Raw genomic sequence first — 16,261 nt, forward strand, 5'->3', positions numbered from 1 at the left:
TTGACAGGTACTATTTTAATTTGCCGTTTCCATAGTGCTTAAAGAGATAGTCAGTCACAATTTTTTCATCTTCTTTTGTGATAGGTGCTTTAAAATGTACAATCATCTTCTCTATCTTTTTATGCCAAAACTCACGTGATTGAGGGCCTTGGTTAATAATATATCCAAAAGAGTGACACATCAGACAGTTTGCCTGAACAGCATCAAATCCTTTACCCATTTTGATTTGATAAGATATATACGGGACTTCAATATCTCCCTTTACTTGTGCAAAGAGTGAACCTGCGGACAGTATTGCTATTAATAATAATTTTTTCATTTTTTCTCCTTAAACCACTTCTACTGTAACTTCATCAATACCATTGTACTTATATCCACCATGGTTCCATCCGATATCTTTTGCAAATGGCTGTTCATCTCCAAGACGATTAACTGCTTTTGCCATAAATGTCAGTTTTCCGTATTTTGTAGGTTTATATGAATACCTAAACTCCGTATAAGCATAACGTCCATTTTCTTGTTTGAGTTCTGCTTTTTCCCATGTTTTCCCACCATTAACAGAGACTAAAACTTCTCTAATTCCATGTCCGTCATCAAATGCCACACCTCTTACAACTACATGTGAATTATGATAGAGTTTCATCCCGTTTTCAGGATACCCTATCACTGATTTTACATTCATATTTGTTATTGGCTTTGTTGGTTTAAATTTATGCTTTGGCGTTTCACATTCACATTTATTGTCTGGAACACGGTATGCTACATCCATAAAGAAAAGAGATTTGTATTTATTTGTAACTGTAATATTACTTAACATTTTAACCCAACTGTCCGAATAGTATCCAGGAATAACCAAACGAAGAGGAAAGCCATTTAAATAAGGTAAATCCTCACCATTCATTTCATACGCAATAATGACATGATCATTTAACTCTTCAATCTCTAATTCTCTTACAAAATTCGGTGTTTCATAATAAGCTGCATTATCCTTACCGTTGAAACCGATCCAATGAGCATCTTTTTTCAAGCCTGCACGATTCAAAATATCACTTAACCGTACACCTTTCCATTTTGCACATCCCATAGCACCACTTCCCCATTGAATACCGCCTGCTATTGGTGTAAAAGCTGAACGGGAATTACCACCACATTGCAGTACTGCAGTTACTTCAACTTGTTCAAAATCATTTTTCAACTCTTTAAGAGAAATTTCCAACTCTTTTTCAACCAAACCATCGATTTTAATAGTAAAAGAATCTGTATCAATATAAGTCGGAATATCCGGAAGGTGCCATCTGACAAAAAATTCATCATTTTCAGTGATGCCGCGTGCAAATGTACTTCTTGGTGATTCCAAAAGCGGTGGTCTGTCCGAATAGGTTATCAATGGTCTTTTTTCAGGGAAAGCCATATCAGAGACTTTTCTGGTATCAATTGGCTGATGTGTTTCACCGGCTGATAATGCAGTTGTACCTAAAATAGCAGCTGAAGCAGCCATAGAAGTTTTAAGAAATTCTCTTCTTTTCATATTTTTCCTTATAATTGTTATTTTGGTTTGGATTATATCGACAAATATTTAAAATGACTTAAAAGAGCTTTTTTTCCAATCTTTTTAAAAGATTTTCAAGCTCTTTGTATGATGTTATATAATCCGATTTTATCGCTTCTATTTCTTGAATCACACTGTTTAATTGAGAAAATATTTTTGGAAAACTTGCTGTTGTTTTTTCAAGTTCCTGCATATTCTTCACTGATAAAACAATCTGTTTTATTATCATTTCACTTTGATTCTTGACATTTAACAGTTTGGCTTCACTCTCGCTTAAAGTTGTATTTATACTGCCGGCATGAGATTTTAAAAGCAGTATCTCACTTTCAAAATCTTTTATCAAAGCAGACAGTTTATTTGATGTTTCTAAAACAATATTTTGCTCTTCAACTCTCTGTATATCTCTGTCTGCATGTATGATGCTCTCAAGTTGTGCCAATTGCATTTTCATAAACTGCGATTGTTGTGTTTGATGAAAAATGTTCATAATTACATATAAGATTAAAGCAAAAAGAAGAGGAAAAAGAGATTCTTTGACAAGTAGTAAAATATCTGCATACTGTGTATGTAAAATAAAATGGACAAGTGTAGCAATCACTCCAATAGCAAGAACAAGAGGAGCATAGTTAATTTTGTCCGGACGTTTCAAAATTGCTATTTGTCGTAAAAATAAAATGCCCATTACAATAAAAGCTATCAGTAAATCATTATGAAACATTTTGACATCCCTCCTCAACCGAGTTAGGATTTATTGTATCATAATTTATTGTAAAACGATATCTACTATTTCTTTTGGATCTTTTACTACTACGGTATGTGTTCCATGCGCAGAAAATCCCCATGCTGCAAAAATCGCTTCAATGCCGGCATTGTGTGCACTTTTAATATCTTTTGAATTATCCCCCACCATCCATGCCTTATCTTTTTTTGCATCATAACTGTAAAAATTCAAAATTTTGTGTATCATATCGGGATGCGGCTTTGATGCCTGTACTTTATCTGCACCGACTATCATGTCAAACAGATCGGCTACATGTAAATGTTTCAGCATTGTCAGGGCAAACTGTGTCGGTGCATTTGTCGCAACTGAAAGCTTTACCCCCTTTACATGTAACCGCTCAAGCATCTCTTGGACACCATCATAAAGGTAAGGATGTTCTATACACTGCTCTTTATAATGTTTTTCAAAAAGAATTCTGTCTTTTTCTTCATAGATTTCAGTATTGTAAAAGAGTTTAGGAAGATTTCTTACCTCTTTGTTAATAGCATCCACTATAAACTCTTCGCTTAGTGGAGGCAGGTTATGATTTGTTTTTCTTACATAATTGACTGAGATGGTAATATCTTTTTTTGAATCAATCAATGTCCCGTCCATATCAAATATAACTATTTTTTTCATGATTTCATCTTTTTATAAATTTCCACAAGTGCTTCAACAAACAAATCACTGTCATTTGGACATTTACAGACTCTATACTCTTTAAATCCCAAATCCTGTGCTATTTCTCTGTACTCTACATCCAGCTCATAGTCTGTTTCCGAATTGTCAATAGTAAAGGCGATAGGAAAAATGACAACACCCCTGTTTCTGACTGTTTTGAGTTTGTCCTCAAGTGAAGGTTTGAGCCACTCCATACGCCCTACTTTTGACTGGTATGCCAAATGAACATCATGAAATGCCATCCCTTCTTTTTGCATCATCTCTTTTAAAATTTCCACATGACGTTTCACATGTTTTTCATACACATCTCCCGCATCTATAATTTTTTGCGGAAGTCCGTGTGCTGAAAAAACAATGTCAAAATCACGATACTCACTCTCTCCCACTGTATTTTGAATACTTTGAATAACTGCCCTGTTATATGTTTCATTTTGGAAAAAATGTTTTATTTCCACCAAAAGTGCATTGCCTTTACTCTTGTGATAGCACTCTTCAAAATCTTCAAGAGAGGACTTTGTCGTCGTTGTAGAGTATTGCGGATACAAAGGAATCAAGTATATTTTGTCCACATCCTCTTTAGCCAGTTTTTCCACTACTTCACAGGCAAAAGGCGGTGTATATCGCATGGCAAAATCAACTATAAATTTTTCACCCAGTTTTTTTTGCAGTTTTGACACAAGATTTTTTGTATGCCCGACTATAGGCGATTTTCCGCCCAGTTCTCTGTATATTTCCTGAGATGCTTCCGCACGGTTAAAGACAATCAGTCCGCCAACCATTTTTCTCACAAGATTGCTTTTCATCGTCAGTATGTTTTTATCTGCAAACATATTTTTTAAAAACATTTCTACTTCATTCAGGTTGTTTGGACCACCCATATTCAGTAATACTATTGCCTCTTTTTTCAATCTACTTCCTATTGTATATATACACTCAGCCAGACAACGACTTTTTTTGTTTTGAGAAGTGTATGCTTTGTATTTGCAGCTATAAACAGAGTATCACCGCTTTTTAATTTGTGTACTATACCATTTATTTCCAATTTTGCACAACCTTTGAGAACGACAAGCCATTCATCTCTCTCCTCAACAAAGGTTTGCGGAGTTTTCAGGGTGTTGCTTACTATAGTTTTTATTTCTACATTTTTCTTTTTTAAAAGTGTTTGAAATTTCTCACTGTCAGGTTCAGGCAGCTCATAATCAAAAATATTACTCATCTTCGACTCTCAGGCTGACTTCATACATAAACTGTTGCAGAGGCAGCATATCTTCATAAATTTCATAAAGCCTGTTTATAAGCTTCTCCCCGTCTTCTATAAGATGCGGGTCGAGTATCGTATAGGTTGCCATACCTTTATAAAGGCTCAAATCAGCATGTTCCATATCAGCATGAAATGCTTTAGGAAAACGCTTATAGCCTTTTTCAAGATGGGTGTAGTTTTTGTTTTTTGCTTTGATAACTTTAAGTATATTTGCGAGTTCGGCACGTTTGGCATCATTTTTAATGGTTTGCCGAAAAGCATCAAGCATCGGTTTTTCAAACCAGCGTACACCCACGGCTACATAAAGTTCTTCAGGCGAAAAGTGCAGATAAAAAGAGGAGCTTTGCATTCTCTTGCTGTTTCCCTGCCAAAATATTATGCCGATGCGCTCTTTTATAGGCATGGCAAGCGCATTTGGACGTCTTGAATCACGGTAGATTCTATACAGAGATTTGTTGATTTTTGGTATTGCGTTTATGGATGGTTCAAGTGCCTGCAGATGCTCTCCCATCTCTGTGACAAAAGCACGGGAGGGATTGAGAATGAGTGTTTCGTACTCCTGTTTATGAGCCGAAAACCACTCTTTGTTGTTGTTTTTTCGAATTGCTGCCAAAAACGGCAGTGTTTTTTTACTAAAACCTGTAAACTCCAAAGGTATTTCCTTTTTTACATTACAAATATATGTGTCAAACTAAAACTTAGTCATGAAAGACACAAAGCCCGCACTAAAGTACGGGTTCCAAAAAAGTCGCTTAACTTAATAGCATTGCGTTTAAAACCAAGGTTTTAAGCTTGCCTAAAATCTGGTATTTCTATGCTAATTTTCTGTTTCTAAAAGCAAGTGCAATAATTATAAACACTATTGCATAGGTTACCGGAACAAAGTCAGGAATAGGTACCGGATCCCCTTTTGCATACGAGTGCATACCCGCAAGATAATAATTCACTCCGAAATATGTCATCAAAACCGATGTAAATGCCAAGAGCGAGATTACACTGTAATTAAAGTCATTGTAAATAGATTTAATAAACCGTACATGGATAACAACGGCATAGACTAAAATAGTCACCAGTGCCCATGTCTCTTTTGGATCCCATCCCCAGTATCGGCCCCAGGATTCATTTGCCCAGACACCGCCTAAAAAGTTTCCGACTGTCAACAAAACAAGCCCGATGATCAAACTCATTTCGTTAATGGCATTCAACTCTTTAATAGAGAGCGAAATCTGCTTGTCATTTTTGTCATTTTTTACAATAAACAGCAACAGGGTGATAAATCCAAGCAATGCTCCAAGCCCCAGAAAACCATAACTTGCCGTAATCATTGATACATGTATACTCAACCAGTAAGAATTAAGTACAGGCACAAGATTGGTAATCTGCGGGTTCATCCAGCTCAAATGTGCCACAAACAGAATCAGACCTGCCAAAATTGACGTAGATGCCAGCGTAATAGGAGACTGCTTGGAAAAAATAAATCCTGCCAGAACCGTTGCCCATGCAATATATGTCATTGATTCAAAACCGTTTGACCATGGAGCATGTCCCGATATGTACCATCGCAGTGCAAGACCCAAAGTATGTGCAATAAAAAAGATACCTAAAAGTCCCAAAGAAACTTTTGTAATTTTTTGCATTTGAAATTTCGGTTTTAAAATTTTCACAAAACTTAAAATCAACAATACAAAGCCCATAATGAAATACAATGGCCAAAGAATTTCAAAAACATTTGAGTGGTTGTAAAAAATCTCTGCTTTTATTTTATTTTCACTCGGATAGACAGCAGAACCGTAGAACCTCTGATATTCGTCTATCTTTTTCAATCCTGCATCAGCGATTTTCCATTCTCCGTTTGAAAGAGCAGCATCGACAGCTGTGAAATAGGCTATCGCAATCATTCTGACTTTTTCAGCCTGAGAAGCATCAAATGTTTTTAAAGCCTCAATTGTTGCATACCATTTGTTATTAAGGTCATTCGGTTTTGGCCATATTTTCAACAGTGAACCTGTAAAAACCATATAAACAACATTTACTTTTTCATCAATTTTCAAGGCAGCTTTGTCTAACTTGTTTCTGTCTTTTGGAGCTTTTCTTGAAGCCTGTTCAACAAGAGACAAAAGCTTGTAACCCCGCATACCTGCAGGATCCTGAAAAAACTGTGCAAAAGAGGCATATTTTGCATCTTTTTTTATTCCTATGGCCTCATTTATTCTTTCATCACCCGTTCGAATAAGTTTTATGTCTTTGTAAACATCCGGTCGTATCATCATGCCCAGGATTACCTGATTTGCACTTAACTCTGTTTCTCCGACTTGCAATGTAGAACTTCTGTGTATTTTTGCCAATACTTCCAAAGCAAGTGTATCTATCGGCTTCATACGTCCTTTTGTATCCTGCACTATCAAATGTCCAAATTTTTGTGCATGCTCTTTATCAAAAGAAAGTATGGTTTTTATAGCCGGATCAAGTTCAGCGGCTTTTGCCGGTGTCACTGCAAATGCCAAACCTGCAATCAACAATGCCGGAACTATTTTACACTCACTCGCTTTTTTTGCTTTTGCCGAAAGTTTGGCAAATCTGTGTTTTTTGGAAAAGAGTGCCCAAAACATTCCGAGTGCCAGTAAAAAATACCCTATATATGTCGGCAGTGTTCCTGGGTCATGGTTTACTGACAAAATTGTTCCTTTTTCATCCATATCATAAGAAGATTGGAAAAATCTGTAATTTCTGTGTTCCAAAATATGATTCATATATATTCTGTATTTCATATCAATTCCCATTTCCTTGTCTATAAGTTCCACTTCACTTGCATATGATGCCGGACTCATAGATCCCGGATATCTGTCAAGCTGGAAATCCAAAAGTTTTAAGGTAAAAGGAATTTTTATCTCTTTTGAACCATAGGCAACACTTACATGTAAACCATTTATATCCACTTCACTGGGAACACCAAGCATACCTTTTTGTGAGTATACCAGGACTTCTTTTTGTTTATCGCCACTGTGAACCAAAAACTTAAGCGCATCTACACCGGAAGCCCGCAGTATGGATTTTGGGTTTGAAACCACTTTTTTATGTGCATGCAGCATAAAATCACGCAAAACAAAACCGCCTAAATCACTGCTGTAAAGAACTCTTGTCTGAAGCGCTTCATGATCATTTGCATCCAAACTGCCTCTGGATCGGTCAGCCATTTTTAAGTAAGAAAGTTTCATATCATGCTTCAGGTACAACCTGCCGTCTTTTATATACAAAAACAAAACCGGTTTATCAAAATGTTCGCCTGAATTAAAATCCAGAATAAAACTTCCCGCATTATAAAACTTGCCCTCTTCAAGTGCTACAGGTTTTCCCTGTCCACTGCCTGTAACCATAAGTTTTGCTATTGCCTTGCCGTTTTTGTCTGCCACCAAAGTTTCTATGGCATTAGGAATGTACTCTACAAGCTTCACATCAACCTTTTTATTCTCAAGCTTCAAATACGCCTCAAAATCATTATTTCCTCTTTTTGAAAGATATAAAACTTTAGAGAATTTTTTTGTGTCACTGCCGTTACTGACTTTTATGCTTATATAGGGATCAGCACTTACAATTGAAGAAGCACTGCCTCCTTCACGAATATGCATAGTCCCTTCATAACCAAAATACCGCGTCACTGCCGCACCGACCAATATCACCAAGAACGCAATATGAAAGATAAAAATAGGCGCTTTAGAGAGTTTGTACATCTTAAATCGATAGATATTATACAAAAGATTCAAAGCCAATAAACCCAGCAAAACCTCAAACCATCGTGCATTATAGATTTCTGCTTTTGCAGTCATCGTTCCATAGTCATTTTCAACTATCGTTGCATACCCTATTGTAAATGCAAAAATAAGCATTAAAATTGCCATCGTATGCATTGAACCAATTAAAGAGAGAATTTTTTTCATGTTTAACCTTTTAAAAAAAAATTATTATACTTGCAATAAGATAATAATAAACTAACCTAAAAACAATCACGCCTTTTTAACTTACATTTTAATTTTCACTTCAAAACATTTTTTCTGCACAGTGCATAAATTTACACTTCCGCCGTGTGCCTCGGCAATCTGACGGGAAAGAACAAGTCCTAAACCGTTGCCTTTGAGCTTTGTGCTTTTAAATGCTTCAAAAAGCTCTTTTTCATTATCTATAGCCACACCACTGTCATATATCTTAAAGATGTGATATATTCCATCATTTTCATAGGTTATTTCAACCCTTCCCTCTTCGTTTTCATCCTCTTCTATCGCATCAATGGCATTGGTGATAAAGTTTGCAAACAGCATTTCAAGTAAATCTTTGTCTGCATGCATAAAAAAATCCTCTTTTGGAAAAACAAACTCTATCTCTTTTGAATATCCGTAATAGGCTATCGCCATATCCAGAGACTCTTTGAGCTGACTCCACGGTATAAGATCTTTTTGTGTCTGCACACCTTTTGAAAACATCAGTGTCGCTTTAATGATTCGCTCAATTCTATAAACTGATTTTTGTATCTCTTCGACTATTGGAATATTTTCAGGAAGTACCCGTTTTTTAAGTGTCGAACTCATCAAAGAAATCGCACCTATAGGGTTCCGTATTTCATGGGAAAGGTGGGCTGCCATCTGTCCCATAGTGGCAAGATTCTCTTTTCGCTTTTGTTCTGTAATATCTGTTGCAGAGAGCATCACTTTGTCTTTATAGGTAGAACTCTTGACAAGGTAGGAGTGTGCATTAAAAGTAATTTCATAATCTTCATCACGGTACTCCAAAAGCTTTAAAAGCTCCCATAACTCTCTTGCATGGGAATTTTGCAAAAAAACAGTGTTATCACTGTTAAGAATCCAAATAGCATTAGGGAGAAATTCAACAACCTTTTCAACAGTATCCTGCAGGTGTGCATACGAGGCCTTTAACTCATTAAACTCATTCTCAACCTTATAAGTCTGCTGAATAAGAACATTAAGTTCCTGCGGTGTAATAGATGCCATTAAGCACTGAGTCCTGTCAAAATTTTATACAAATCATGTGCATCATCACTACCGGCAAGTTCGCGTATGGAATGCATTGCCCAGGTTGGCAGTCCTACATCTATGGTGTCTATTCCTAAACGCGAAGCCGTGATGGGTCCTATGGTGGAGCCACATCCCATATCGCTTCTTGTCACAAAATTTTGCAGCCTTACATGTAACAATGAAGCGCTATACTTAAACTTTGCTATTGTTTTGTCATTGGAGGCATATCGCTGATTTGCATTGACTTTTATGACAACACCTTTGTTTATATGCGGGGCATGATTGCTGTCATGTTTTGCCGGGTAATTTGGATGAATTGCATGGGCATTGTCTGCACTTATCATCAAAGAGCTTCTTGTCATCTGCATATACTCTTCATAATCATCAAACATTCTGTGCAGGGTATTTTCTAGAAAACTGCCCCCTGCTCCGCTCGTCGATTCACTCCCCACCTCTTCATGGTCACTTGCGATGAAAAGCATAGGCTTGTCTGTATTTACACTGCAAATACTAACCATGCCTGTATAACAACTCAGCAGATTATCAAGCCGCGCACTTGCAATAAAATCATTTCGCAGCCCTACAAATTCTGCTTTTTGTGTATCATAAAAGCTCAACTCACTTGCATAAATTTCTTCGACATCTCCAATACCGTTGTTTGCAAGCTGCCATTTAATAAATTCATCAAAATCAAAATCTTCATTTGTGCTCAAAACCGGACAGATATCTGTCTGTTTGTTCACCGTTCTCTCTTTGTTGGCTTTGTCGTCCAAATGAATGGCTAGCGATGGAATAACAGCGATTGGCTTTTGCACATTAATCAAGATACTTTGCAAAGTCTTGTTTGCATCAAGATAACTTACCCGACCCGCTAAAGACAAATCTCTGTCAAACCAGGGATTTAAGAGCAGTCCGCCGTAAGGCTCAACACCGAATTTCACCACACCATGCTCTTTTATTACAGGATTTGGCTTGAGTTTCAGGTTTGGCGAATCGGTATGTGCCCCGACCATCACATAATTTTTCTCTGTTTTTGGATAGGTAAAGGCAATGATTGAAGAGCCATTGCGTGTGACATAATACTTTTCTCCTGCTTTAAGTTCCCATTTATCTGCTTCATCAAGCTTGATAAATCCTGCATTTTCAAACATCATTGCCATATTTTGCGTCGCATGAAAAGGCGTAGGCGAAGCATCCAAAAAGCCTAAAAGTCCTTCGTTAAAATCTTGTTTATTCATCTGTTTATCCTATTATATCCACAAATTCATTGCCTTCAAGCGCAGTTATGAGCTGTGCATTTACATGTATGGCGGAATCTATGACGACATTGTGCAGTTTTGACACTATGGTAATTTTAAGCGGTCTGTTCCCCGGATTTTGCCTGATAAGCGTATAAAGTTTTTCCAGTACATCAAAATTACTGCTTAGCCGTACAGCCAAATTAATTGGCTCCGGCGGCGCTTCTTGAATCTCTGTTTTTACTTTTTTTGTCTCTTTCTTTGCCTGTTTGAGTGTCATTAGCTTTGTAACATTGAGTCGTGGTCCAAAATCAGTATGCGTGACTCTTGCCTTAAAAGCAACAGGTTCTTCCAGATCCATTTCACTGAGTTGTTCGAGCTTATCGGAAAAAAGCATAATTTCAATATTTCCATGAAAGTCCATCAGGTTGACAATACCGAACTGATTCCCTTTTTTAGAGATTTTTTTCGTTATCTCTTCTACTTTTCCTATAAATATAGCAAAAGAGCCGTCTTTGATGCTTTCAAGTTCTGATGAGAGTGTATAATTTAGCTCATCCAATTCTTGTCTGAAATTATCCATCGGATGCCCGGAGACATAAAATCCCAAAGTCTCTTTTTCAAACTCTAAAATCTCTTTGAGTTCATATTCGTCTGAGTTTGTAAGCTCGAGTTTTACGGTTGTAATCTCTTCATCATCTCCAAAAAGAGAACCAACTGCATTTTTCTTTGCTTCACTCGCTTTTTTTGCCGTCTCCACAATCAGTTCTATCTGGTCTAAGAGTGCTTTTCGTGAGTAGCCGTATCTGTCAAATCCGCCTGACTTTATAATGGCTTCAATAACACGCTTGTTTACTTTACTTGGCTCGATTCTGTTGACAAAATCCTGCAAAGAGGTATAGTCACCGTTTTCTTCGCGCTCTTCTATCATGGCATAAATAGCTGCTTCTCCAACCCCTTTTATACCGCCCAAACCAAACAAAATAATCTCCTGCTGATTTTTCGTAATAGCAGAAAATTCCAGATAAGAGTCACAGATATCAGGAGGAGAAAGTGCTATGCCCATTCGCTTGACTTCATCTATATAGCGCACTACTTTTTCTGTATTGTCTTTGTCTGAGGTTAAAAGTGCTGCCATAAATTCATTGGGATAATATGTCTTGAGCCATGCCGTTTGAAAAGTAACCATGGCATAGGCTGCCGAGTGTGATTTGTTGAAACCGTATCCGGCAAACTTTTCAATCAAATCAAAGAGTTCTGAAGCCGTTTTATAATCAAGCCCCTGTTTGGCTGCACCCTCGGAGAACTCTTTGTTGTATTTAAGCATCTCCTCGACTTTTTTCTTCCCCATGGCACGGCGCACAATATCTGCACCACCGAGAGAAAATCCGCCGATAGTCTGCACAATCTGCATAACCTGTTCTTGATAAACTATAACTCCGTAGGTAGGCTTGAGTATCTCTTCAAGTGCGGGAAAAACATAGGTAATTTCCTGTCGTCCGTGTTTACGCTCGATGAAATCATCAAGCATCCCTGATTCCATAGGACCCGGACGATACAGTGCCAGGACCGCAATCAAATCCTCAAAGTTTGAAGGTTTTAAACGACGGTTCAGATCCTGCATACCGGATGATTCTATCTGAAACATTCCGACTGTTTCACCGGTCTGAATGACATCATACACATTTTTGTCATTTTCGTCTATCTGATGCCAGTCTATCTCCTTGTTGTATCTTCTTTTAATGAGTTTGATTGCATTATCAATAACATCGAGTGTTTTTAGACCCAAGAAGTCAAACTTGATTAAATCGACATCTTCCATATAGTTGAGTGAATACTGTGTGACAAAAGTATCTTCCCCGGAAGGCTTGTATATAGGTGTTTTTTTCCATAACTCTTCATTGCTTATAACGACACCGGCAGCGTGCATTCCTGCATTTCGCTTGAGCCCTTCAAGCTTTTTGGCAAATTCCCAAACCCGTCCGACCTGAGGATCACTCTCTATGAGTTCTCGAAGTTTTGGCTCTTTTTGAAAAGCACCCTCTTTAAACTCTCCGTTTTTTGTTTTACCGTTAAGTGTAATGCCGAGTTCATCGGGTACAAGTTTTGCCATCTGGTCGGCTTTACTAAGCGGCATATCCAAAACACGTGCCACATCCCGAATGACTCCCTTGGCAAGCAAAGAACCAAAAGTAATGATTTGGGCAACCTGATTACGCCCGTATTTTTTTGTGACATAGTCTATCACTTCTCCGCGGCGCGCCTGCATAAAATCCATATCAATATCGGGCATACTCACACGCTCAGGATTTAAAAAACGCTCAAAAAGCAGGTCGTATTTCATCGGGTCAATGTCGGTAATCTCCAAAGAGTAGGCAACCAGGCTTCCGGCAGCACTTCCCCGTCCTGGACCTACTGCAATACCCAGACGCTTTGCCTCTTTAACAAAGTCCCAAACAATCATCATATAACCAGGAAATTTCATAGAGTTAATGATGTTCATCTCAAATTCCAGCCTGTCACGATACTCCTGATGCTTCTCTTTTGGAACAATTTTCAGACGCTTTTGGAGTCCCTGTCGGCATTTGACAATGAAAAATTCAGCATCATTCTTATCAGCAGCACTCATCCACTTTTTTTTCTCTTCTTCTGTGGCATTTTCAGGTAAAGGGGGATCATCTTCAAAGTCTATATCAAGCCCCTCTTCTTTTGCATACTCCTGCGTAAATTTAAAGTTGGGCGGTGTCGGTGATTTTACAATGGGTACAAAATCTTCTATTTTGTCTGTAATTTCCTGTGTATGTTCTAAAGCTTCCGGAATATCGGCAAAAAGCCGTGCCATCTCATCAGGAGATTTTATATAAAACTCATGTACCGAGTGACGCATACGATTTGGATCATCATAAAGTTTATTCATCCCTATGCACATAAAGGCCTCATGGTACTGGGCATCTTCAGGATAGGTATAGTGTGTGTCATTTGTCGCCACAACTTTAATACCTGTTTCTTTGGAAATTTTTAAAATCTGCTCATCTATGTAGAGTTGATCCCCGATACCGTGACGCATCAGTTCAAGGTAAAAATCATCACCGAAAATATCCTGATATTCCCGAGCGACATCTAAAGCACCCTCATATCCGAGCGCACCGTTTTTGACATTTCTTTCATTTTGCAGATTTAGGTGCCAGTTTACTTCTCCCTGGAGACATGCAGAGGTACAGATAAGCCCCTCACTGTGTTCTCTCAGCTCTTTTTTGTTGATTCGAGGGAAATAGTAAAATCCCTCTATAAAGGCTTTGGAGGAGAGGTACATCAGATTTTCATATCCCTTTTTATTTTTGGCATATAAACAGATATGAAAACGCTGTTTTGTACTTTTATCGCCAAGAGTCTCACCGTTGTGAATGTACCCTTCCATACCGATAATAGGCTTGAGTCCGGCATTTTTCATCTGCTTGTAAAAATCAATAGCTCCAAACATATTGCCGTGATCTGTCATAGCAACACTTGTCATCCCAAGTTCTTTGACTCTTGAAACAAGGTTTGAGAGTTTGTTTGCACCGTCTAACAGTGAGTATTCTGTATGAAGATGTAAATGTGTAAAGGAAGGTTTTGCACTCAAAAATCACTCCGTTTTTTAGTATGTAAAGAATAGAGTGATTATAGTTAAAATGACTTAATTTGAGGTAAGAAGATGAAAAAAAGCTCCTTATTTAAGAAGCTTTTTCCATGCTTTTTTTATTTTTTTTACAAGCTTCTCGGTAATGCCTTTTATTTCTGTCAGCATATTCGGATTTTGATGCAATACACCAATTACCTCTTCCACATCACCAAAATGTTCCACTATTTTTTTTACTTTCTTTTTCCCTATGCCTTTTACAGATGTTAAAAAATCACTCAGTTCTTCTTGTGTAATTTTCACCTCATCACTAAAAGACTCCTGTGATTCATCTTTCGTAGGCTTTGGAACTTCTACATTCGAATCTTTCTTCAAAGAACGCAACGGTTTAAGCGAGAGTTTATCCTGATAATTCCATTTTTCACTCGGCCACTCCTCACTGTATCGTGGTTTGACGGCAGAAATTTTATACTTTTTATCCAGTTCATGCAGATAAACTTCTTTGTCACCATACATTTTCTTCTTTTTACCAAAGTAGGCACCGTCATAACTTGCACGATATTCACCAAAAGTAATGTGTCGCATTGTTCGCAGCAAATCCGGAGAGATTTTTCCCAGCTCTTCCCAGTTAAACATTGGAATATGCGGTTTTCTAAATCTTCCCTCGCTTAAAAGCCACATCAGGTATTCCCCGATCCAGTCTCTTATATAAGGAAAAGCGGCAAATGCAGTCGCACACTCTAAAATACGCACTTTCCCGTCTTTGCCGTAAGCCACATCACAGGCCCAGTATTCTGCTTTTGCAGCCTTTGAGACTTTCACTGCCAAATCAAGTACGGATTTTGGTACATCATTATAATCCATACTGCCGCCCTGGGAAGTATTTGTCAGCCATTCCCCCTCAGGCGCACGACGCCAAAAGGCACATACAGGTTTATGCCCTATGAGCATAACACGAATGTCTGCCTCCATCGGCACAAAATCCTGCACATAGACAGGATGATATCTTTTTTCTTCCAAAAGTGCTTTTGCTTCCTCATAACTGTCGACTTTATGTACAAAATAACCGCCGTAATTTGAAGGTCCGTAGGACTTTTTGATGATTTTAGGGTACTTTGCTTTTTTCAGTGCTTCATCCGCTTTTTTATGATTGTAGTAAATATAGGTCTTTGGAATCGGCAAGTCATATTTCCAGGCAAACCGTGTCACATTCTCTTTTGATTTGTTAGAAAACTGTGTATCCAAAGAAGGAATAAAACGCACATGAGGCAAGGCTCGAGCAATTTCACGAAATGTCTCATAAGCAGTAGCAGGAATATTGCCGATAAGTACATCAATTTTTTTGTCTTTGACCTCTTGAATAAATCTCTCTTTATCATTTTTCCAGTGATATGTCACTGTCTCTATTTTATTTGGCCACCCTTTGAAATTGGAGTGGTCAAAAAATCTCAGGACATAGTCCATATACAAAAGGCCTAATTTCGGTAACTCTTTATTGCTTAATCCCATGCTGCTTATTCCTTAATCAGTGAAGTTAAATTATTTAACTTTTTCTAAATACTCGCCGTCAACTGTATTGACTTTAACAGTATCGCCCTCTAGCACATGATACGGTACCTGAACAACAGCACCGCTTTCGAGTGTTGCAGGTTTTTTGCTTCCGCTTGATGTATCACCTTTAAAATTCGGCGGTGTTTCTGTGATAACAAATTCCATTACTTCCGGAGCCTGCACAGAAATCGCCTTGCCTTTGTAAAACACAATATCAACGTTGATACCGTCTTTAAACCATTTAGAAGCATCATCACACTGCTCATATGTCAAGCCAAGCTGATCATATGTTTCATTATCCATAAACTGATACATCTCTCCGTCATCATACAGATACTGCATTGTTTTGTATTCAATCACAGGCACTTCAAACTTGTCACCCGCATGCACTGTTTTTTCAACCACTTTGCCGTTTAAAAAACTTTTCATTTTCATACGGACAAATGCTGCCCCTTTTCCCGGTTTTACATGTTGGAACTCTACTACTTTATATGGAACTTCCCCTACTATCAGACGCACATTTTTTTTGATATCACTCATACCGATTGTTGCCATTCACTCACCTTTAAAAATATTTT

The 16,261-nt window shown here is 37.8% G+C and carries 13 protein-coding genes; all 13 read right to left on the reverse strand.

The annotated features are described in order from the left end of the window. Window positions 1-10: 10 nt before the first annotated feature. A complete protein-coding gene (locus MNY28_RS02840) occupies window positions 11-319 on the reverse strand; it encodes a sulfite:cytochrome C oxidoreductase subunit B (RefSeq protein WP_151900171.1) in 309 nt (102 codons plus the stop codon). A 9-nt stretch (window positions 320-328) separates the two neighbouring features. Continuing rightward, window positions 329-1,528 carry a molybdopterin-dependent oxidoreductase gene (locus tag MNY28_RS02845; RefSeq protein ID WP_151900170.1) on the reverse strand — a complete coding sequence of 400 codons (1,200 nt, stop codon included), beginning with the start codon at window positions 1,526-1,528 and terminating at the stop codon, window positions 329-331. 58 nt (window positions 1,529-1,586) lie between these two features. Further along, window positions 1,587-2,267 (reverse strand): hypothetical protein, encoded by a 681-nt coding sequence (locus MNY28_RS02850; protein WP_346388843.1) that lies wholly within the window; start codon window positions 2,265-2,267, stop codon window positions 1,587-1,589. A 45-nt stretch (window positions 2,268-2,312) separates the two neighbouring features. Further along, window positions 2,313-2,948 (reverse strand): HAD family hydrolase, encoded by a 636-nt coding sequence (locus MNY28_RS02855; protein ID WP_346388844.1) that lies wholly within the window; start codon window positions 2,946-2,948, stop codon window positions 2,313-2,315. After that, window positions 2,945-3,898 carry a ferrochelatase gene (gene hemH, locus MNY28_RS02860; RefSeq protein WP_151900167.1) on the reverse strand — a complete coding sequence of 318 codons (954 nt, stop codon included), beginning with the start codon at window positions 3,896-3,898 and terminating at the stop codon, window positions 2,945-2,947. Before hemH ends, MNY28_RS02855 begins: the two co-directional genes overlap by 4 nt. 8 nt (window positions 3,899-3,906) lie before the next feature. Further along, window positions 3,907-4,206 (reverse strand): cupin domain-containing protein, encoded by a 300-nt coding sequence (locus MNY28_RS02865; RefSeq protein WP_151900166.1) that lies wholly within the window; start codon window positions 4,204-4,206, stop codon window positions 3,907-3,909. Beyond that, window positions 4,199-4,903 carry a DUF2461 domain-containing protein gene (locus MNY28_RS02870; RefSeq protein ID WP_346388845.1) on the reverse strand — a complete coding sequence of 235 codons (705 nt, stop codon included), beginning with the start codon at window positions 4,901-4,903 and terminating at the stop codon, window positions 4,199-4,201. Before MNY28_RS02870 ends, MNY28_RS02865 begins: the two co-directional genes overlap by 8 nt. A gap of 160 nt (window positions 4,904-5,063) precedes the next feature. After that, window positions 5,064-8,186: a cytochrome c biogenesis protein CcsA gene (gene ccsA / locus MNY28_RS02875; RefSeq protein WP_346388846.1), complete on the reverse strand. Its 3,123-nt coding sequence runs from the start codon at window positions 8,184-8,186 to the stop codon at window positions 5,064-5,066. Window positions 8,187-8,267: 81 nt separating this feature from the next. Next, the gene (locus tag MNY28_RS02880; RefSeq protein ID WP_151900163.1) at window positions 8,268-9,251 is read right to left on the reverse strand and encodes a HAMP domain-containing sensor histidine kinase; all 984 of its coding nucleotides are present in this window, start codon (window positions 9,249-9,251) and stop codon (window positions 8,268-8,270) included. Further along, entirely contained in the window at window positions 9,251-10,513 is a 1,263-nt protein-coding gene (locus MNY28_RS02885; RefSeq protein ID WP_346388847.1) for a M18 family aminopeptidase, read from the reverse strand. Before MNY28_RS02885 ends, MNY28_RS02880 begins: the two co-directional genes overlap by 1 nt. 4 nt (window positions 10,514-10,517) lie before the next feature. After that, window positions 10,518-14,135: a DNA polymerase III subunit alpha gene (gene dnaE, locus MNY28_RS02890; protein WP_346388848.1), complete on the reverse strand. Its 3,618-nt coding sequence runs from the start codon at window positions 14,133-14,135 to the stop codon at window positions 10,518-10,520. Window positions 14,136-14,222: 87 nt separating this feature from the next. Then, window positions 14,223-15,641 (reverse strand): helix-hairpin-helix domain-containing protein, encoded by a 1,419-nt coding sequence (locus tag MNY28_RS02895; RefSeq protein ID WP_346388849.1) that lies wholly within the window; start codon window positions 15,639-15,641, stop codon window positions 14,223-14,225. 30 nt (window positions 15,642-15,671) lie between these two features. After that, window positions 15,672-16,238, reverse strand: coding sequence for an elongation factor P (gene efp / locus MNY28_RS02900; protein WP_151900159.1), 567 nt, complete (start codon window positions 16,236-16,238; stop codon window positions 15,672-15,674). Window positions 16,239-16,261 lie beyond the last annotated feature (23 nt).

This window comes from Sulfurimonas sp. NWX367, assembly GCF_039667065.1.
GTDB classification, from domain to species: domain Bacteria; phylum Campylobacterota; class Campylobacteria; order Campylobacterales; family Sulfurimonadaceae; genus Sulfurimonas; species Sulfurimonas hydrogeniphila.

Bases quoted from the DNA above. Each gene is read 5' to 3' on its own strand.
- efp (WP_151900159.1), bottom strand. From the start codon at position 16,238: ATGGCAACAATCGGTATGAGTGATATCAAAAAAAATGTGCGTCTGATA.
- MNY28_RS02855 (WP_346388844.1), bottom strand. From the start codon at position 2,948: ATGAAAAAAATAGTTATATTTGATATGGACGGGACATTGATTGATTCA.
- ccsA (WP_346388846.1), bottom strand. From the start codon at position 8,186: ATGAAAAAAATTCTCTCTTTAATTGGTTCAATGCATACGATGGCAATT.
- MNY28_RS02850 (WP_346388843.1), bottom strand. From the start codon at position 2,267: ATGTTTCATAATGATTTACTGATAGCTTTTATTGTAATGGGCATTTTA.
- MNY28_RS02840 (WP_151900171.1), bottom strand. From the start codon at position 319: ATGAAAAAATTATTATTAATAGCAATACTGTCCGCAGGTTCACTCTTT.
- MNY28_RS02880 (WP_151900163.1), bottom strand. From the start codon at position 9,251: ATGGCATCTATTACACCGCAGGAACTTAATGTTCTTATTCAGCAGACT.
- MNY28_RS02865 (WP_151900166.1), bottom strand. From the start codon at position 4,206: ATGAGTAATATTTTTGATTATGAGCTGCCTGAACCTGACAGTGAGAAA.
- MNY28_RS02895 (WP_346388849.1), bottom strand. From the start codon at position 15,641: ATGGGATTAAGCAATAAAGAGTTACCGAAATTAGGCCTTTTGTATATG.
- MNY28_RS02885 (WP_346388847.1), bottom strand. From the start codon at position 10,513: ATGAATAAACAAGATTTTAACGAAGGACTTTTAGGCTTTTTGGATGCT.
- MNY28_RS02845 (WP_151900170.1), bottom strand. From the start codon at position 1,528: ATGAAAAGAAGAGAATTTCTTAAAACTTCTATGGCTGCTTCAGCTGCT.